The sequence below is a fragment of the Paenibacillus sp. V4I9 genome (assembly GCF_030817295.1).
Lineage (GTDB): Bacteria > Bacillota > Bacilli > Paenibacillales > NBRC-103111 > Paenibacillus_E.
The window spans coordinates 785,284-804,585 of the sequence record NZ_JAUSZE010000001.1 but is presented as its reverse complement, the minus strand read 5'-3'; the positions used below and the strand labels follow the sequence as shown (position 1 = coordinate 804,585).

Sequence of the window (19,302 nt, the reverse complement as noted above, 5' to 3'; positions counted from 1 at the left end):
GCAAGCAAACTTGTATTAAATACAACAATAGTCAATCAAATTTAGCCTTATCTCTGCAAATGTTGCATAAAATACAACAATTTTGCGCCAAAGTGGCCAGTTAGAGTGAATTAAGCTTAAATTGTTGTACAACATACAACATCTCTGACTAGAAAGGCAGAAACCTAGGGAATTGTTGTACGTTGTACAACAATTCCCCCGCTTACAAACGAAAAAATCAATCATACCAGCCATCCTAATCTGCCCCACCTACCCCTTCGCCTAGAACCAAAAGAAAACCTACCCGCGCAAAAAATACCACAAGAAGGGACAATCCCTCTTGCGGTCCATATGCGTTTCAATTACAGTCTATATGCGGTCTATATGGTCTATATGTGTTTCCCTTGCAGTCTATTTGCGGTCTACTTTTGATCTACTTTCGATCTACTTTGATCTACTTTTGATCTACTTACGTCCTACTTCTGGCCTACTAGTGGTTTACTTGCAATCTACTCGCACTCCTTGCAACTTCCGGCAATAATCTCTCGCTGCCTCTTTTCAGTCTCTTACCCCACTAATAAATCGGCAACGTAAACCAGAATCGGCTGCCATTCCCTTTATCACCCGTATGGCTATCAACGCCAATCGTTCCTCCATGCAGGTGAACAATCGATTTGGCGATCGCAAGTCCAAGACCTGCGCCTCCGCTTGCTCGAGTTCTTGACGGATCTGCACGATAGAAGCGATCGAAAATCTTATTGCTATCCTCTTCGTCGATCCCTTGACCATGATCCTGAATATCAAGTTGCACATACTGCGCTGAGATCTGTTCAACTTTAATTTCAATCGTCCCACCAACAGGAGAATGCCGAATTGCGTTATCCAAAATGTTAGAAAGGACCCGCTTCATTTCCTGGGGCATAATGGCCACCGGTGGCAATCGATCAGGCAAGTCGACATCGACTTGCAGCTTTTTTTCCTCCAACTGAAAAGCCAAGCTTTGCAAGCCGTCTAGCAGCAAATGATCGACATGGTACCGTTCAGGAACAAATTCAGTTCCTCCAGCATCCAACTGCGATAGCTTAAATAATTCTTGAATTAGTCCGTCTAATCGTCCTGTTTCAAGCCGGATGGTTTGTAGATACCGCGCAAACGTTTCTTTATCTTGAATGACATCGTCCTGCAAAGCTTCAACGAATGCTTGAATCGAAGCCATTGGGGTCCTCAAATCGTGTGAAACATTCGCTACGAGTTCTTTACGGGATGCCTCAGCGGTTCGCAATTTCTGAAAGCTTTCATTCAAGTTGCCCGTCATTCGATTGAATTGTTCTGCCAGTTTTTGAAATTCAGCAGGTCCAATCTTAGGCACTTGTCCCTCAAAATGCCCTTCCGAAATATGCGTCGTTTCCTCCGTAATCGCATGAATGGCTTTCTCGAGGGGGCGCGTCATGAAGTAATGTATGAGCATCGATACACTCGCTGCTCCAAGAGTTACCGTCGTCAACAGGACGACGTCCTTCCAGTTCAATAACATATATCGATAGCATATAAACAAGGTGAGCAAAATAATACTCGTACTCACCCCACTCGCAATGAGCAAATAAATACGAAGCTTCATGATGGCTCCCTACCCTCAAATTTATAGCCAATACCCCATACAGTCTTAATATATCGCGGTTGGGAGGGATTGGGCTCGATCTTCTCTCTCAACCTGCGAATGTGGACAGTGACCGTTGTTGTATCGCCATAATAGTCGATATCCCACACTTTGCTTAGCAGCTGATTGCGTGAAAATACTTGCTCCGGATGCCCAGCAAACAGGTGCAGCAGTTCAAATTCCTTCACGGTCAGCTCGATTTCCTTCCCTTTCACCCGAACACTCCGGTGCAGCACATTAAGCTCTAGCTCCGGAAACTTCATGATATGCGCAGGTGGCACAGCGCCTGCACCGTTAGCAGCTTCCGCTTGTCCGCGCTGCTGCCTCCGCAAAATCGCTTTCACTCGCAGCACCAGCTCCCGCGGCGAGAATGGCTTCGTCAAGTAGTCGTCTGCGCCCATCGTTAACCCCATGAGGCGATCCATTTCATCGCCTAGAGCCGTCAACATGATGATGGGCACGTCCTGCTCGTTGCGAATTTCTTCGCACACTTGCCAGCCGTTTTTGCCCGGCATCATGAGGTCAAGAACAATCAGCTGCGGGCTGTGCAGCCGCCATAAGCGGATGGCTTCGTCGCCACTCACCGCCGAAATAACCTGGTACCCCTCTCGCTGCAAATAGACGGTGCACACATCAATAATATTCGTTTCATCATCCACCACGAGAACGATTGAACCCATACGGCATACCTCCTCAAGCATTCATTCTATTATACCGCAGAGCAATGAAATGAAGCTTACGTATGTATTACAAAAGCATTAAAGCTTACAAAAGTATGAAAGCTCCCCAAATTTCGGGGAGCCTCATTCCTCTAGGTTTGCAAAGCAGCCTCTATAATAGGCTCCTCTTTTTTGTGATTAAGACTTCGAATATATCGTGTTTGAGCAATACCGGCTATGAGAATAATGGCAGCTAAGACGGCGAACATCATCTTCCCGCCATAATGACTAAATAGCAAGCCTCCCAGAATAGGCCCAATGGCGCGCGATAGCTGCCAATTCATACCGAACACTGAGAAATACCAACCTCTATGCTCCTCTGGCGCAATAACGGAGATCACCTTCTGAATGTGGGGACCATTTAACATTTCACCAATGGTAAATAAAAATTCAACAAAAAGGAGTATGGCAAAGATAGGTACAAATCCATAACCAACTGACACAATGGCGAACAACAGATAGGATGCAGCGACTACCAAATAGGCGGAAACGTGCTCTGTACGCTTTGCAATCCATATTTGCAGTGCAATAACGACACAGCCATTGAAGGTGATGATCGCAGCGAAAACAGTCTTATAATTCTCGAAATTCTGCTGCAAATGCAGTGGGAACGTAGACTCAACTTGTGCATACAACAGAGATACCGGCATGGCTAAAAGCGTTATCCAAAGGAGCGGCTTATGATCCCGCCATCTGATTTTCGGCTTTGTCTTAGACAATTCCTGCTCCGCGGCACTCTTCACAGGCATTGTCTCAGGAACCTTCCAGACGACCAACCCTGCGTATGCCAAGAGTGCAACCGCGCAAGTCAAGAAAATAATTGTGGGATTCCATGTGAATAGAAGCAGTCCAAGCAGCGGTCCAAATGCTGAACCCATATTTAATGCTGTGTGCAGCAAAGCAAATACTTCAGCTCGCTTCTCCTGCGGGACAACATCTGCAATCTGTGCATTAGCAGCTGGTCCAAACATAGCATGGCCAATGCCGTTAATGATCGAAATGACAGCAAATTCCCAAACGTAACTGGCAAACATATAACCGCCAATGGCGAAAGCTTGGATAATGAGCGCAGCCAGCATCATCGGCTTCCGCCCATAACGATCGCTTAAGCTGCCTGCATACAAATTCACGAAAATTCCGCATAATGGCTGCAATCCGATAATCAACATAGATAAGAAAATAGAACCATCCAGCTTATCATACAAATAAAAAACCAAATAGGGTCTCATCATAAATCCGGCTAATGAAGTTAGAATCGTCCCAACGACTCGAACCCATATCGCTGTATCATACTTGCTAATCAATGAAAACAAAGGGATCCTGTGCATACAACCTCCTAGATGTTATTAGTCTTTTCAGTTTAGAGGTATTTTGACAAAAGAAAAAGGTAAAATCTCGTTATAACGGATTTCACCTTTTATGAATGATTACCTATGTAGTTATCCGCCAATACGAATTTTGCGGTATGTATCGATAAACGAGAGGACATCTACTCTTTTCCCCCTCTTTTTCGCGACTCTGGCCATTTTCACGAGTGTTGTCCAGAATTCATCTAGAACAGGAGATTCAAATTCATTTTCTTTGGGTGCTTGTGTAAGGTTATGTTTATTTTTATAGGTCGTGCCTTCATCCGAAATGAGATACTGAATTTGACTTTTTTTCCATTGCTCCCCGGTTACATAACTTACTCCAATTTCGCGCATTTTTTTGCGTACAGAAGTTACGGGACGACATAGTTCTCTGGCAATTACAACTGGAGGACACTCAGAGGAAAGGCGAATCAACTTATCTAATTCCTGTGTGGACCAAGGTTTCTTAGTCATAATAATAACCCCACTTCATAAATGAATGTTTCGTTCTGCCTGTTAATGGTTACTAACTAAAGGTATAATAAGAGAATACCAACGAAATGTTAAAGAAGTATGAGTTAACCATAATGAAAGTATGAAGACATAACTTTTTCGATAATTTCCCCTATTTTATGCCCTTCGAACTACTATTGGGTGACAAATTAGGACTTTATTCGTGGTAAATTTATCTAATGGAGAGTGAAGGACTATGAAACATCATATTAACGGAGCCGAACAGTTCGTCGTAGAAAAAGGGCATGGAGCACCAGTTATTTTACTGCACGGCTTTCCATTGGATCATCGCATGTGGCAATCGCAGATAGACGCTTTGTCAGGGAACTATCGTGTCATTACACCTGATTTACGTGGCATGGGCCAGTCTGATGTACCCGTATCGAATATATCGATAGACCAATATGCCAATGACATTTTAACTTTAATGGATAAAATGGGCATAGAAAAAGCCGCACTTGGCGGCTTCTCCATGGGTGGTTATGTGGCGTTTGCACTTTTACGCAAAGCTCCAAAACGTTTCACAGGTCTTATATTGGCCAATACTCGTCCTGAAGCAGATGGACAAGAGGCTCGTAAGAATCGTTTAAACATGGCAGTCTCTCTATACGAAAAAGGGTCCGTGGTGGCAAGAGATGCTATGCTGCCTAAACTTATTACAGAACCATCGAAGCAAAAGCACCCTAAGCTCGTCGATACCTTGAGTATGGTGATGGAATCGATGCCAGCAGAGGGGCTTGTCCATGCATGTCTTGCGATGGCATTCCGCGAGGACTCTGTCGACCTGCTTGGCTCTATTTCGGTGCCAACTCTCGTCATCGCTGGCGAACAAGACCCGATCGCGCCTCCGGATGTCATGAAGAAAATGGCTGACCAGATTAATGGCGCCAGCTATCATGTAATATCGGCTGCCTCACACTTGACGCCGATGGAAAAACCGGAAGCTTTCAATGCGCTGCTGATTGATTTTCTAAAGGGCATTAAAGCCTAACCAGCTGGTCCATGACCATCACGGCTGCACCAATCGCTAAAGCTTCCTCACCAAGCTGCCCTTTGCTGAAAACAACCTGATAAGTGGGGTAGTAGTATGTCTTCCGAATCGCTACCTGCGTAGCGGTTTGGAAAAACAACTCCCCTCCCGCAATTAACGGCCCCCCTAAGATTACCTTCTCGGGGTGTAAAATATTTAGCAAATTAGCTAGTCCAATGCCAAAATAGGTGGCAGCCTCCGTGATGATCTCCACAACTAGGGGATCATTTTTTTTGAGCGCCTCTAGAACATGCAAGTAAGTGACATGCTCGGGGTCATCAACCAAATGGGATAACACCGTGGATCGACCCTGCTTCAATGCAGATCGAGCCGCCTTCTCGATGGCATATAAAGAAGCATACGACTCCAATGCTCCATAGTTGCCTGATCTATTACGATGGGGAACACCATCCGTTTGAATAATCATTTGGCCAACAGAGCCTTCCATATCGACCGCACCGTAAATAACCTTTCCTTCCGAAACCATGGAGGAGCGCAAACCAATTCCTGCATGAATATAGAGCAGATGCTTAAAGCTCTGCGTACGTTGATGCCATGATTCAGCTAGGATGGCCGTATTAGCTCCATTATCCAGCAGTGCGGGAATACCTAGCTCTCCTGTTAGCTGCCTGCAAATCTCAACATTTCTCCATCCTTTTGCTGGAAAATAGGACGGCTCTAAGATGGTACCTGATAATCGATCCACAGGACCAACAGCACCAATCCCTATTCCCAGCACCGATGAAGAATGTATCTGGTGCGTGGCTAACATCCTTTGCACTTCTTCCACGATAAGACGAATCAGCACATCAGGCGTCATCTCAGCCGTCATCGTCCAGCTCCGTGTGTCCAATTTCTTCATTCCCAGATCGACAAGAACGAGCTTGGACAATGTTCTGGATATTTCCAAACCAAATACATAAGCATAGGCTGGATTCTTTTCATACAGAATTGGCCTACGCCCACCTGTTGAAGCACCGAAACCAGATTCAAGGATAAGTCCTTGAATCGTCAGTTCCTCCAAAAGCCGCGTCAACGTAGATACCGTCATCCCGCTTTGCTCTAATAATTCCGTTTTGGAAACCGTTGTTTGACGACAAATTCGCTCATAGATTTCTTTCGCCTTACGATTTGGAATACGTTCCGTTATGACATCTACGTTCAAAGAAGCAGCCCCCAATGATAATCTTTCTCATATATTTCGCCATTGGGAAGCCAAAATCCTTCCTTGTCTTCCCCTTATTCCTTCGATCCAATCATGAGGGTATAGCCCATATAGGAATGATATTTATTGACGAGCTCATCGTATTTGGCTGTGATTTGCCAAATCCGCGGATCCATAAACGACTGCTTATCAGATAAGTGAACAGGATCCGGATGTTGAACTTGATCTTCGAACATCGTAAGCGGGAATGAATGTATCCCTGAGAAGTCCACGGGTACAAACCTGCTCTTTTCCAACAGCTCCCGCCATTCATCCATACTATATATTTTACTTACCCCATAGAAGCTGCACAGCGCCCGATGAACTCCTGGGGACATCTGTTTGATTCGGATGACTTCTCGATCATAGAGCTTACCTTCGGATTTAAGTACCCTGTAATACTCGGATACAGCTTTCTGAGCATCGGCAAAATTCGTCACTGACTCCACCATCACAACATCAAAAGTATGATCATCAAAGGGTAATTGGCATACATCCCCAACCATGAATTGCACCTGTACCCCCTGTTTCTCAGCTCTTATGATCGCTTTCGCAATCATTTCTGGGCGAATATCGACCGCTGTTACTTCGCATCCTTGCTCAGCCAGGAAACATGCCGTTCTTCCAGTCCCGCATCCGACCTCCAGCACGCGCTTCCCTTTCTCAATGGGATACTTCTTCAATTGCTCAATCGTTTCTCCGAAACCCCCGGGATGCGCATTGCCCACTCCTAATTTGGCTAACATATCTAAGTACTCGATAGCACTTACACCTCCACAATGGCATATCATTCTCTTTTCTACCATATGGAGGGCTGTCGCCTCATGTTCAGATTCTTGAACCATTTTTGGAAAAAAAGGCGCTCGCCTAAAAGCGCATGTTTTCAACTTCTTTTAGGCTAAATACCCAATCAAATTATCCCCTCTCCCCATAGGATAATATTGTCTCTCATCCGATTTCACAGAGAGCATTCCTTCAGATGGGGGGTGACATAAATGGGTGTTGCTGCTGGTGCTGGTGTTGGATATGGCGGTGGATATTCTTCCTCTGCTGCTGTTCTCGTATTGTTCATTTTGCTTGTAATCGTAACTATGACTTACGCTTGGTAATCATAAATCATTAGGAATATTGCAAGAAAATAAGGAGCTTCGGTTCATTTGAACCGAGCTCCTTCTACATGTACAGACAGGTTTGATGCCATTCTCACGCAGTTTATCTAACTTATTTTTTGTTTGCTGCCAAGAAAGCATCGAATTGTTTTTGTTTTTCTGCAATAATCTTATCGACGCCAGCTGCTTTTTGTTTCGCCAAATACTCGGCAATTTTTTCATCTGGATCGACTGAACCCGTTCTTATTGCTGCTTCGTATTGCTTGCTTACGTTAGTTACAGCAGCGATTTCGGTTTTTACCGGTTCCGCATCAAACGAGAAACCTAGACCAGGAGATTTAATGCCTTTGGCATTAAATTCTTTAAACAAATCCCATTTCTTAGGATTTTCATTAGACATCAGGTAGTTCAAGAATTGGTTGCCAAGTTCCCATTGTGCACCTGGGTTATAAGGATGATTTTTGGGATCAATTCCAGGTGCTGTATCAATGACATTATCCGATTTTTTGACATAATGTTTACCTTCAATACCAAAGTTAATTAAGTTGTTCAAATACTTATCGTTGTGTAAAAGTCCAATCACTTTCATGGCTTTATCCGGATTTTTAGATGATTTCGAAATAGCCAACATCGCGCCGGAAGCATCGCCGGTCGTAATCGTAGGTACTGTCAAATCAATTTGTCCAAGCTTGAAGCCAACATAACCTTCCATTTCAGCAGCTTTTCCCGGCTTCAGACCTTCTGCCCACATAAATACTTTTCCCGCTTTTGCTTGATCGGCAACGGTCACCGTACTTGTAGACGCATCTTTATTAATGTAACCCGCCTTGTACCACGAACGGGTAAGCTTCATCACGTCTACATATTGAGGAGTCTCCAATTGATTCAAAACTTTGGTGGATTTATCCGTTTTACTTATCACACCAGGAATAGCCCCATCACCCAAATAATCCCAATCTAAGCCATCAAAAACTCCATTGCTTGTAGCAGCCATAAAGAAAGGAGTAATTGTAGGCTCTTTTTCTTTAATCACTTTTAATAGCGGCTCTAAATCAGCCCACGTTTTTACTTTGGATACGTCTAACTGATATTTATCGGCCAAATCTTGACGGTAGACAACACCCCGCGTTGCAGCCAATTCCTTATTTGTAGGAATTCCGTAGTTTTTACCATTAATTTTGGAACCTTCAAAGAAAGCAGGATCAAGCTCCTTCTTAAGTTCAGGAGCATCTTTATCAATCAGCGGTCCAAGATCCAAGAAAGCGCCTTTTGCTACATTGATCGCATATCTTTGCCATGCAGCTGTGAAAACAATATCGGACGGTTCGCCTGAGGCGATCATCAAGTTTAATTTATTATCCCATTGTCCCCAGTCAACAGCATTAATTTTGAGGGTAACGTTCAGTTTATCTTTTAAATATTTGTTAGCTTCGGCTTCGACCAATGCAACATCTTTCTGTGGGGTTCCAGGAAACATAAGCTGTATTTCAGCCGTTGGTTCATTTGCTTTTGTTGTTGCTGTTGTTGCTGCGGCAGATGCTGCCGGCGCTGGCGTAGAAGTCGTGCTTTCCTTCCCACAACCCGCGGCTACCATACTAAGTGCTAACAAAGAAACCAAACTTATAGAACCTAAATTCTTTTTCACTAGTAAACCCTCCCATTTTTTACATATATATACTAAACCGGAGTGATCCGGAACTAGCCTTTCACAGCACCGATGGTCAAACCTTTAACAAAATACTTTTGGAAGAAAGGATAAGCGAATATGATAGGTCCAATACCTACTACTGCCATTGCCATCCGCAGTGTTTGCGAAGGGAGATTAACGACTGCACCCATTTTCGATAATTGGCTGGCAGCATTCTCATTCGTTGTTAAATATTGAATATTTAGCAGCGTTTTATACATTAAATATTGCAAACTTATTCCGTTGCCTTTCGTGATAAAGATCAAGCTGAGAAACCAGTCATTCCAGTAGTTCAAAGTATTGAATAATCCGATTGTTGCGAGCACCGGAAGTGATAAAGGAAGGATAATTTTATAAAATATCTTCACTTCACTCGCGCCGTCAATGGTTGCGGATTCAATGATAGAGTCAGGAATGGTCGTTTGAAAAAAAGTCCGCATGATAATCACAAAAAATGGCTGAAGAAACAAAGGTATAATAAGTGACCAAACCGAATCCTTAAGATGTAATAAATTCACATATACCAGATACCAAGGAACCAAACCGCCGTTAAAGATCATCGTTAAAAATATGAAAAGCGCGAATTTATTCCGATGTCGGAGTTCCTTTCTAGATAAGGGATACGCATAAAGTGCGATTAACAGCAGGCTAAGCAAAGTTCCTACAACGGTTACAAATATCGTGACCCCATAAGCTGTAATAATTTGAGATAATTGATTATAAAGAAAACTGTATGCATCCAGACTGAACTTCTCCGGGTAGAATTTAAAACCGTTCGCAACAACCGTATTCTCATCCGAGAAAGAAATGCTAATGACTAAAAGTACCGGAAGTAGACAAGCCAAGGATAAACAGATAAAAAACAGATGCAGCAATAACTGCGATAATTTGTATTTCGCCATTTTGATCCCCCTAAAAGTTACCGATTTCTTGTTCTAAAAGAGTGCATTCTCTCGGCTAAATTTTCTCACGAGAACGTTGGTCGTTAATACTAAAATCATTCCGACAACAGCTTGATAAAGCCCGGCAGCAGAGGACATTCCGATATCACCATTCGTTTGGAACGTTCTATATACATAGGTGTCAATCACATTAGTTGTTGGGAAAATCGATCCTGAATTTAATGGAACTTGGAAGAACAGACCGAAATCCGAATAGAAAATTCTACCGATAGCAAGCAAAGTCGTTATGATAATTATTGGATATAATAATGGAATCGTTATATAACGTACTTGATGCCACCTGGATGCCCCGTCGATAGTTGCAGCTTCATAGTAATCACTGTCAAAACCGATAATCGCAGCAAGATAAATGAGTGAGAAATAACCTATGCTTTTCCATGTATTCACAAGAGGAAGTATATACGGCCAGTATTTGTTTTCCGAGTACCAATCGATGGCTTCAAATCCTAGTGGAGTCAAGATCGATTTATTAATAAATCCATTTTCCACCCCTAAGAAAGCAAGGACGATATAACTAACAATTACCATCGATAAGAAGTAAGGTAAAAAAATTATCGATTGATACATTTTTCCTGCAATTCGACTTTTAACTTCATTAAACAAAATAGCAAGACCGACACCGAACACAAGATTTAACACAATAAACAATGCGTTATAGAGCAGTGTATTGCGGGTAATAACCCAAGCATCTGAGGTACTGAATAAAAACTTGAAATTTGTCCATCCCACCCATGGACTATGCAAAATTCCATCGGTATAATTCACGTTTTTAAAAGCAATAATTACGCCAAACATCGGAAAGTAATTGTTAATGAGTAGAAATATAACACCCGGCATAAACATAAGATAAAGCGCTTTATATTGCAAAATATGACGAAGGCCATCGTTCTTTTTACGAATACTTCGTTTTACAGGTTTTGCAGGTACTGTTATACTAGCCTCCTGGTTCATTTGAAAACCCTCCTATTATCCGGCAAGCTTTAGCATCTTGCATCTTCTATTACTTATTATAAGGTGCTTGATCTTTCTACTCTACTGGTAAAAGTGACTTATCAACTTGTGTTATTATGACATAAATAAAAAGACTCTTGGCTGCAAAACCAAGAGTCATTCTTTATGTTATTTACACTTTTGATTTACTCTTTCGAAATTCCTGTGGAGTTAATCCGACATTTCTTTTAAACATTTTAGTAAAATGAGGGATATCACCATAGCCAACCAGAGAGGAAACATCACTTATTTTAATATTTGTGGAGATCAAAAGTAACTTTGCTTTGTTCATTCTTTTCTCCAGAATGTAGTCCGTTAACGAGGTGTTTGTTTCTTTTCGAAACAACCGAGATAAATACGCTGAATTAAAGTGTACATATTCTGCAATTTGCTCTCTACTAAGTTCATCCTGCAAATGCTCATCAATATAATCGTATATTTTTTGGATGACGGATGCTTTTTCTCTATCTTCTACTTGTAGGATGTCTGTTCCTAGTGTGACAATGCGCTGAGACCATTGATTAAATTGCGCTAACACTTTGTTGGATTGTGTAACATTGCTGCGTTCCATTTCCAAAACCGATACATACGTTTTGAGCAGATTATGGAACGTTGAGACTGTGCCGACATAGCAGGACAAATGACAATAAAAGTATTGATTGCAAGCCGATAAGTAACTTTCACACCGACGTGTAAGTTCCTCTATATCCATACTTTCGCCATGTTTTTCATAAAGTATAACGATATTATGTCCTCTTCGATCTTGAATAACACAGCCCTGATCTCCTTTTATAATTAACTCGGAAGCTGCATTTCGCAGTGCATATTCCAGTATTTCCTCTTCACGTACTGTCAACTCCTTTTGCCACAATTCTACACTTATTAAAATAGGCAGTATTGAAAATTGGGATGAAATATTCAATTGATATTTTGTAATAAGCTCTTCTAATTGTGTTTCCGAAGGAGACATTCGATTTGCAAAAAATTCTTGCCAAAATCTTTCCTCCATAAGAGGTTTATGGGATTCAAACAATGAAGAGTATTTTTTGTAAGTTCGATCTATAATAAGTTTTTGTATGACACGGCTAACAACAGCCTTTAATTCTTCATAATTAACAGGCTTCAACAAATAATCAAAACTGCCTAGGTGAATCGCTCTGCGTGCATAACTAAAGTCTGCATGTCCTGTCACAAAAATCGTTTCTGTTTGCGGATAATTTTCTTTAATCCATTCTAATAGTTCTAAACCATTGCTTGAAGGCATCTCTATGTCACAAATTACGATATCTACTGCGGATAAAGTAAATCGTTCTTTGGCCTCCTCTGCATTAAACGCCTCAAAAACTTCTGAAATGTCAATCTCTGACCAATCAATGCCTTGAGTAATACCTTTGACTGCATATAACTCATCATCCACAACCAACAAGTTATACATCTTCATCCTCCTCATTTACACAATAACTCATTGGTATACCTAATTTAACTTCAGCACCTCTGACTTTGCCATTGTTAAACAACAATTGTGCTTTTCCTTTATATCTGATACGCTGCCTTTTTATTACATTCTGGATGCCTAGATGGCCTTCTGCAAATAATTCATCCTCGTAACGGTCTTCTTTCAGCTTCTTCAAGAAAGTCTCAGAAAATCCGACTCCGCTATCACTAACTTCTATCCACAAGAAATCTTGTTCATCTGCAGTAATAATGATCCGAACCGTAAACAACTCTCTTCGATCCGTAAATCCATGAATGATGCTATTCTCAACAAAAGTTTGAATCGTCAAAGGCAGGATATCACATTTCCGATATCGATCCGGAAGTTCAATCTCATAAATGAGTTGGTTAGGAAACCGCAGCTTCTGAATCTCCAAATAATTTTGAGTGTGTCTGATTTCAGCTTCCAGTGTCACGGTTCCTTGCTTAGTCTGCGTTATAAAACGAAAGTATTCAGCTAAATGCTGTGTCATTTTTTGTATCAAAGCATATTCCTTAATAGCAGCTAAACTATAGATTATATTCAGTGAATTCAAATAAAAATGAGGTCGGATTTGCACCTGCAGCAGCCCAAATTCAGCCTCCTGTGTACGAATTTTTTCCTCGTAAACATCTATTTTCAACTTTGAAATCTCTGTAACCATATTGTTAAACGTGCCTATCAAAAAAGAAAATTCACTAGAGTGATTTTCATTCAATCGAATGTTTAAATCGCCTCGCATAATACGATTCATCCCACGCATCAATGAATTCATTGGCTTCAATAAGACACTTCGCAGAAAGTATAAGTAAAAAAGCAGAATCAATATCCCGCACAGAGGGATAAAATATACCGCTATCTGAAAGAATGGAAGATGTTTCAGCATAGTTCCTTCGGGAATCATTACGGTGTAATTAATGTTTGCAATTTCAGAAAAAACACTAATCAGCAAATATTTATTATTGTCCTTTGGATCGGTAACAATTTGGTACGTATTATTAAGATGAGGTACTGCTTCAACTGCTCCCTTTAGTTCCGAAGCTCCAAGAGTCGTATGTGAAGCGACAGCCCCATTTTTGGTAAGTATGACTGCACCGCCGGTTGTCCCCATATCCAAAAACTCTAACGAAGCGACCAAGCTATCTGTATTTACGATCGCCCCCGCGATGAGATTGTTCGTCAGGCGCGTAGTTTTCATTAAGACCGTTCGATTTTCAAATTGAATTAACCGCCATACCGGCGAGTCCACATTTTTCTGATCCGCCATTTCTATTGGAACTGTTTCCACAATTAGCTTCTGCTGAAAATAATAATCCTGTTTTGTTACAAAGGTCACATCCTGTGTCTGGTCATTAAAAAGAAATATGGTATCCAGCAGAAAAAAATAATTGAGGTTCGTTTGAAAGCGATTAACTATTCTTTTTTTAGTTAGTAAATACTCGTCCGTACCGAATGTAAGATCATTAAGCTGATTAATGTCAATTTCGTTGTCCCATAAATCATATAGATAGGTATTAGTTTCAGCAAACATCTTATTGATTTGCTTTACGTGCTGCGCAAGTAAGTTGCTATTTGTCGTGGAGACTTGCTCTCGTACGACAGTTATTGCATACAAATTATTAAATAATAGAAAGAATATAAGCGGAATAATTATAATTAGAAAGCCAGCAACGAATTTGAAGCGCAAGGAATTTTTCACACCCATCCTCCTTCCAGGATATGCCAGAAATTATATGAAGTATTTTCTCGATTTCACGACATTTGTATAGGATTCAAACGCATTAAATTTTATATTGTATGGATATAAAAAAGGACATGAAATCAAATGATTTCATGTCCTTTTTTTGCTCCATACCGGCAAGAGGACTCGAACCTCCACCCTTTCGGACTCGATTTTGAGTCGAGCGCGTCTGCCATTCCGCCATGCCGGCATATGAAGTTGTAAAGATAATGGTGCCGAAGACCAGACTTGAACTGGTACGGTAGTCACCTACCGCAGGATTTTAAGTCCTGTGCGTCTGCCGATTCCGCCACTCCGGCTAATAAATGTGGAGGCGCCACCCAGATTCGAACTGGGGGTAAAGCTTTTGCAGAGCTCTGCCTTACCACTTGGCTATGGCGCCTTAGTAATAATGGAGCGGAAGACGGGGATCGAACCCGCGACCCTCGCCTTGGCAAGGCGATGCTCTACCGCTGAGCCACTTCCGCATATAAAACTGGGGATCAAGGATTTGAACCTTGGCATGACGGAGTCAAAGTCCGTTGCCTTACCGCTTGGCTAATCCCCATTATGTTACTTGGGTAATAATGGGCGGACGACGGGACTTGAACCCGCGAATGCTGGATCCACAAACCAGTGCGTTAACCCCTTCGCCACGACCGCCACAATATTAAGTTTCTTACTTTTTTGGCAGGGGCAGCAGGAATTGAACCCACACCAAAGGTTTTGGAGACCTTTGTTCTACCCTTAAACTATGCCCCTAGAAAAAGTAAATGGAGGCTGATGGATTCGAACCACCGAACTCGAAGAGAGCAGATTTACAGTCTGCCGTGTTTAGCCACTTCACTAAGCCTCCACAAAGCAATGGTGCCGTCGAGAGGACTTGAACCCCCAACCTACTGATTACAAGTCAGTTGCTCTACCAGTTGAGCTACAACGGCATATTAAGTTTGTAAAAATGGTGGCTCGGGACGGAATCGAACCGCCGACACGAGGATTTTCAGTCCTCTGCTCTACCGACTGAGCTACCGAGCCTTACTTGATTTTGAAAAAATGGCGGAGCTGACGGGATTCGAACCCGCGGTCTCCTGCGTGACAGGCAGGCATGTTAGGCCACTACACCACAGCTCCATGCTAAGTACAAGATCTTCAATAAGAAGATTGGTTGCGGGGGCAGGATTTGAACCTGCGGCCTTCGGGTTATGAGCCCGACGAGCTACCGGGCTGCTCCACCCCGCGTCATTAAGCATATATGATGAATCCTAGTAAAGCAAGTCTTGCTAAGGAATCATGGTGGAGGCTGACGGGATCGAACCGCCGACCCTCTGCTTGTAAGGCAGATGCTCTCCCAGCTGAGCTAAGCCTCCATGAGAGTATTAATGGTGACCCGTAGGGGACTCGAACCCCTGTTACCTCCGTGAAAGGGAGGTGTCTTAACCACTTGACCAACGGGCCTTGCTAGAAAGATAGTGGCGGAGAGAGAGGGATTCGAACCCTCGAGACGCTTGTGACGCCTACACGATTTCCAATCGTGCTCCTTCGGCCAGCTCGGACACCTCTCCATATGGCTCCCCGAACAGGACTCGAACCTGTGACAACTCGATTAACAGTCGAGTGCTCTACCAACTGAGCTATCAGGGAATAAAAACAATGTTCACTTCAAGGATTTATTCCTTGAAAACTAGATACGAAACTTGCGTAAAGGTACAGCTCTTAGGTTTTCTTTCTGGGCGAATCTGAGAGACTTTGACTTTCGTCAAAGATCCCTATATTAGGTTAAGCCCTCGACCGATTAGTATTCGTCAGCTGCATGCATTGCTGCACTTCCACCTCGAACCTATCAACCTCGTCGTCTACAAGGGGTCTTACATACTGGGAAATCTCATCTTGAGGGGGGCTTCGCGCTTAGATGCTTTCAGCGCTTATCCCCTCCGTACATAGCTACCCAGCGATGCCTCTGGCGAGACAACTGGTACACCAGCGGTACGTCCATCCCGGTCCTCTCGTACTAAGGACAGCTCCTCTCAAATTTCCTACGCCCGCGACAGATAGGGACCGAACTGTCTCACGACGTTCTGAACCCAGCTCGCGTACCGCTTTAATGGGCGAACAGCCCAACCCTTGGGACCTACTTCAGCCCCAGGATGCGATGAGCCGACATCGAGGTGCCAAACCTCCCCGTCGATGTGGACTCTTGGGGGAGATAAGCCTGTTATCCCCAGGGTAGCTTTTATCCGTTGAGCGATGGCCCTTCCATTCGGTACCACCGGATCACTAAGTCCGACTTTCGTCCCTGCTCGACTTGTAGGTCTCGCAGTCAAGCTCCCTTATGCCTTTGCACTCTGCGAATGATTTCCAACCATTCTGAGGGAACCTTTAAACGCCTCCGTTACATTTTAGGAGGCGACCGCCCCAGTCAAACTGCCCACCTGACACTGTCCCCATACCGGATCACGGTACCAGGTTAGAACTCCGATACGATCAGGGTGGTATCCCAACGATGCCTCCACCCAAGCTGGCGCTCAGGCTTCAAAGGCTCCCACCTATCCTGTACAGATCGTACCAAAGTCCAATATCAAGCTGCAGTAAAGCTCCATGGGGTCTTTCCGTCTTGTCGCGGGTAACCTGCATCTTCACAGGTATTAAAATTTCACCGGATCTCTCGTTGAGACAGCGCCCAAGTCGTTACGCCATTCGTGCGGGTCAGAATTTACCTGACAAGGAATTTCGCTACCTTAGGACCGTTATAGTTACGGCCGCCGTTTACTGGGGCTTCAATTCATAGCTTCGGAACCGAGGTCCCTAACCACTCCTCTTAACCTTCCAGCACCGGGCAGGCGTCAGCCCGTATACTTCGCCTTGCGGCTTCGCACAGACCTGTGTTTTTGCTAAACAGTCGCTTGGGCCTTTTCACTGCGGCCCCCTCGGGCTATTCACCCTACCGAGGCACCCCTTCTCCCGAAGTTACGGGGTCATTTTGCCGAGTTCCTTAACGAGAGTTCTTCCGCGCGCCTTAGAATTCTCTTCTCACCCACCTGTGTCGGTTTGCGGTACGGGCACCTTCGCCTGGCTAGAAGCTTTTCTTGGCAGTGTGAACTCATGACCTTCGGTACTTAAAGTTTCCCTCCCCATCACAGCCCAGCCTTATCGATGTGCGGATTTGCCTACACATCAGCCTCACTGCTTGGACGAGCATCCATCAGCTCGCGTCACTATCCTTCTGCGTCACTCCATTGCTCATAACGGCTACGGTGGTACAGGAATTTCCACCTGTTGTCCATCGACTACGCCTTTCGGCCTCGCCTTAGGTCCCGACTTACCCTGAGCGGACGAGCCTTCCTCAGGAACCCTTAGGTTTTCGGCGGATCAGATTCTCACTGATCTTTTCGTTACTTATACCGGCATTCTCACTTGTATGCGCTCCACCTGTCCTTACGGTCAGAATTCTACGTACATACAACGCTCCCCTACCCATGCACAAATTCATGTGCAAGCCATAGCTTCGGTGGCGTGTTTAGCCCCGTTACATTTTCGGCGCAGAGTCACTCGACCAGTGAGCTATTACGCACTCTTTCAATGGTGGCTGCTTCTAAGCCAACATCCTGGTTGTCTGTGCAACTCCACATCCTTTCCCACTTAACACACACTTGGGGACCTTAGCTGATGGTCTGGGCTGTTTCCCTTTTGACAATGGATCTTAGCACTCACTGTCTGACTCCCGGATTTAAGTTTGTGGCATTCAGAGTTTGACTGGACTTGGTAACCCTTGGCGGGCCCCGCACCCAATCAGTGCTTTACCTCCACAACTCAACATCCGAGGCTAGCCCTAAAGCTATTTCGGGGAGAACCAGCTATCTCCGAGTTCGATTGGAATTTCTCCGCTACCCCCACCTCATCCCCGCATTTTTCAACATGCGTGGGTTCGGGCCTCCAGTGAGTGTTACCTCACCTTCACCCTGGACAGGGGTAGATCACACGGTTTCGGGTCTACGTCCACGTACTAAAGCGCCCTATTCAGACTCGCTTTCGCTGCGGCTCCGTCTTTTCAACTTAACCTCGCACGGGAACGTAACTCGCCGGTTCATTCTACAAAAGGCACGCCATCACCCATATAGAGGGCTCTGACTTTTTGTAAGCACACGGTTTCAGGTTCTTTTTCACTCCGCTTCCGCGGTGCTTTTCACCTTTCCCTCACGGTACTGCTTCACTATCGGTCACTAGGGAGTATTTAGCCTTGGCAGATGGTCCTGCCGGATTCCGACGGGGTTTCACGTGACCCGCCGTACTCAGGATACCTCTAGGGGTTTCGTTCGATTTTGGCTACAGGGCTTTTACCTTCTATGCCGGACCTTTCCAGATCTCTTCGCCTACCGAACTAACCCCACAACGAGGTCCTACAACCCCAAGGAGCAAGCTCCTTGGTTTGGGCTATTCCGCTTTCGCTCGCCGCTACTGACGGAATCACTTTTGTTTTCTTTTCCTCCAGGTACTTAGATGTTTCAGTTCCCTGGGTATGCCTCTACTATTGCTATGTATTCACAATAGAGTAACTGCGCATTACCACAGCTGGGTTCCCCCATTCGGACATCCCCGGATCAAAGCCTGCTTACGGCTCCCCGAGGCATTTCGTCGTTCGCCACGTCCTTCTTCGGCTCCTAGTGCCTAGGCATCCTCCGTGTGCTCTTTCTAGCTTAACCTAGAAAAAACTTTAAAGATTTTTGCATGATCCAAAAGAATCACACAACCTAAGTTCTTACTTTACGTTTTGTTTCGTTATCTAGTTTTCAAGGAACAATGTGATGCTCTTCGCTCCGCTTCTCAGCGGCGGAATAACATCTTAACATCTCTTCTATACGTCAGCAACACGTAAATGTTACCAGCACAAAAGTGATGTTTGAAAGAGGCTTGC

The 19,302-nt window shown here is 44.0% G+C and carries 13 protein-coding genes, 16 tRNA genes and 1 rRNA gene; 2 read left to right on the top strand and 28 right to left on the bottom strand.

Annotation, left to right across the window (positions count from 1 at the left end; translation table 11 throughout):
- Positions 1–553 precede the first annotated feature (553 nt).
- The 4 genes from QFZ81_RS03860 to QFZ81_RS03845 form a co-directional block, all read right to left on the bottom strand.
- Complete coding sequence (locus QFZ81_RS03860) at positions 554–1,597, bottom strand: HAMP domain-containing sensor histidine kinase (protein WP_307601495.1); 1,044 nt, start codon at positions 1,595–1,597, stop codon at positions 554–556.
- On the bottom strand, positions 1,594–2,316 hold the full coding sequence (locus QFZ81_RS03855; RefSeq protein ID WP_307601494.1) for a response regulator transcription factor: 723 nt from the start codon (positions 2,314–2,316) through the stop codon (positions 1,594–1,596). Before QFZ81_RS03855 ends, QFZ81_RS03860 begins: the two co-directional genes overlap by 4 nt.
- Positions 2,317–2,447: 131 nt before the next feature.
- The gene (locus tag QFZ81_RS03850; RefSeq protein ID WP_307447938.1) at positions 2,448–3,683 is read right to left on the bottom strand and encodes an MDR family MFS transporter; all 1,236 of its coding nucleotides are present in this window, start codon (positions 3,681–3,683) and stop codon (positions 2,448–2,450) included.
- A gap of 111 nt (positions 3,684–3,794) precedes the next feature.
- On the bottom strand, positions 3,795–4,178 hold the full coding sequence (locus QFZ81_RS03845; RefSeq protein WP_261304497.1) for a hypothetical protein: 384 nt from the start codon (positions 4,176–4,178) through the stop codon (positions 3,795–3,797).
- A gap of 235 nt (positions 4,179–4,413) precedes the next feature.
- On the opposite strand from QFZ81_RS03845, the gene QFZ81_RS03840 reads away from it, so the two are divergent.
- Positions 4,414–5,208 carry an alpha/beta fold hydrolase gene (locus tag QFZ81_RS03840; RefSeq protein ID WP_307601493.1) on the top strand — a complete coding sequence of 265 codons (795 nt, stop codon included), beginning with the start codon at positions 4,414–4,416 and terminating at the stop codon, positions 5,206–5,208.
- On the opposite strand, the gene QFZ81_RS03835 is transcribed toward QFZ81_RS03840, so the two are convergent.
- Together QFZ81_RS03835 and QFZ81_RS03830 are read right to left on the bottom strand one after the other, a co-directional pair.
- Positions 5,198–6,412 carry an ROK family protein gene (locus QFZ81_RS03835; RefSeq protein WP_307601492.1) on the bottom strand — a complete coding sequence of 405 codons (1,215 nt, stop codon included), beginning with the start codon at positions 6,410–6,412 and terminating at the stop codon, positions 5,198–5,200. The genes QFZ81_RS03840 and QFZ81_RS03835 overlap by 11 nt on opposite strands.
- Positions 6,413–6,486: 74 nt before the next feature.
- On the bottom strand, positions 6,487–7,257 hold the full coding sequence (locus tag QFZ81_RS03830) for a class I SAM-dependent methyltransferase (RefSeq protein ID WP_307601491.1): 771 nt from the start codon (positions 7,255–7,257) through the stop codon (positions 6,487–6,489).
- Between the two features lie 189 nt (positions 7,258–7,446).
- On the opposite strand from QFZ81_RS03830, the gene QFZ81_RS03825 reads away from it, so the two are divergent.
- Positions 7,447–7,560 (top strand): YjcZ family sporulation protein, encoded by a 114-nt coding sequence (locus QFZ81_RS03825; protein WP_307447954.1) that lies wholly within the window; start codon positions 7,447–7,449, stop codon positions 7,558–7,560.
- A gap of 112 nt (positions 7,561–7,672) precedes the next feature.
- Here the strand turns inward: QFZ81_RS03825 and QFZ81_RS03820 are convergent, their stop codons facing one another.
- From QFZ81_RS03820 to QFZ81_RS03715, 22 genes are all read right to left on the bottom strand, one after another.
- The gene (locus tag QFZ81_RS03820) at positions 7,673–9,205 is read right to left on the bottom strand and encodes an ABC transporter substrate-binding protein (RefSeq protein ID WP_307601489.1); all 1,533 of its coding nucleotides are present in this window, start codon (positions 9,203–9,205) and stop codon (positions 7,673–7,675) included.
- Positions 9,206–9,258: 53 nt separating this feature from the next.
- Positions 9,259–10,149 (bottom strand): carbohydrate ABC transporter permease, encoded by an 891-nt coding sequence (locus tag QFZ81_RS03815; protein ID WP_307447960.1) that lies wholly within the window; start codon positions 10,147–10,149, stop codon positions 9,259–9,261.
- Positions 10,150–10,182: 33 nt separating this feature from the next.
- A complete protein-coding gene (locus tag QFZ81_RS03810; RefSeq protein WP_307447961.1) occupies positions 10,183–11,160 on the bottom strand; it encodes an ABC transporter permease in 978 nt (325 codons plus the stop codon).
- Between the two features lie 172 nt (positions 11,161–11,332).
- Entirely contained in the window at positions 11,333–12,634 is a 1,302-nt protein-coding gene (locus QFZ81_RS03805; protein ID WP_307447963.1) for a response regulator transcription factor, read from the bottom strand.
- A complete protein-coding gene (locus tag QFZ81_RS03800; protein ID WP_307601488.1) occupies positions 12,627–14,372 on the bottom strand; it encodes a sensor histidine kinase in 1,746 nt (581 codons plus the stop codon). Before QFZ81_RS03800 ends, QFZ81_RS03805 begins: the two co-directional genes overlap by 8 nt.
- A 153-nt stretch (positions 14,373–14,525) precedes the next feature.
- Positions 14,526–14,604 (bottom strand) — tRNA-Leu (locus QFZ81_RS03795).
- Between the two features lie 20 nt (positions 14,605–14,624).
- Positions 14,625–14,713: transfer RNA gene (locus QFZ81_RS03790), tRNA-Leu, on the bottom strand.
- Positions 14,714–14,722: 9 nt separating this feature from the next.
- Positions 14,723–14,796, bottom strand: a tRNA-Cys gene (locus QFZ81_RS03785).
- Between the two features lie 10 nt (positions 14,797–14,806).
- A tRNA-Gly gene (locus QFZ81_RS03780) sits at positions 14,807–14,881 on the bottom strand.
- Between the two features lie 8 nt (positions 14,882–14,889).
- Positions 14,890–14,961 (bottom strand) — tRNA-Gln (locus QFZ81_RS03775).
- A gap of 22 nt (positions 14,962–14,983) precedes the next feature.
- Positions 14,984–15,056 (bottom strand) — tRNA-His (locus tag QFZ81_RS03770).
- A gap of 25 nt (positions 15,057–15,081) precedes the next feature.
- Positions 15,082–15,155: transfer RNA gene (locus QFZ81_RS03765), tRNA-Trp, on the bottom strand.
- Between the two features lie 12 nt (positions 15,156–15,167).
- Positions 15,168–15,249 (bottom strand) — tRNA-Tyr (locus tag QFZ81_RS03760).
- A gap of 9 nt (positions 15,250–15,258) precedes the next feature.
- Positions 15,259–15,334, bottom strand: a tRNA-Thr gene (locus tag QFZ81_RS03755).
- A gap of 18 nt (positions 15,335–15,352) precedes the next feature.
- A tRNA-Phe gene (locus QFZ81_RS03750) sits at positions 15,353–15,428 on the bottom strand.
- A gap of 19 nt (positions 15,429–15,447) precedes the next feature.
- Positions 15,448–15,524: transfer RNA gene (locus tag QFZ81_RS03745), tRNA-Asp, on the bottom strand.
- Between the two features lie 31 nt (positions 15,525–15,555).
- Positions 15,556–15,632, bottom strand: a tRNA-Met gene (locus tag QFZ81_RS03740).
- Between the two features lie 52 nt (positions 15,633–15,684).
- A tRNA-Val gene (locus QFZ81_RS03735) sits at positions 15,685–15,760 on the bottom strand.
- 13 nt (positions 15,761–15,773) lie between these two features.
- Positions 15,774–15,848 (bottom strand) — tRNA-Glu (locus QFZ81_RS03730).
- 15 nt (positions 15,849–15,863) lie between these two features.
- Positions 15,864–15,955, bottom strand: a tRNA-Ser gene (locus QFZ81_RS03725).
- A 3-nt stretch (positions 15,956–15,958) separates the two neighbouring features.
- Positions 15,959–16,034, bottom strand: a tRNA-Asn gene (locus tag QFZ81_RS03720).
- Between the two features lie 131 nt (positions 16,035–16,165).
- Positions 16,166–19,090 (bottom strand): 23S ribosomal RNA (locus tag QFZ81_RS03715).
- Between the last annotated feature and the right edge of the window lie 212 nt (positions 19,091–19,302).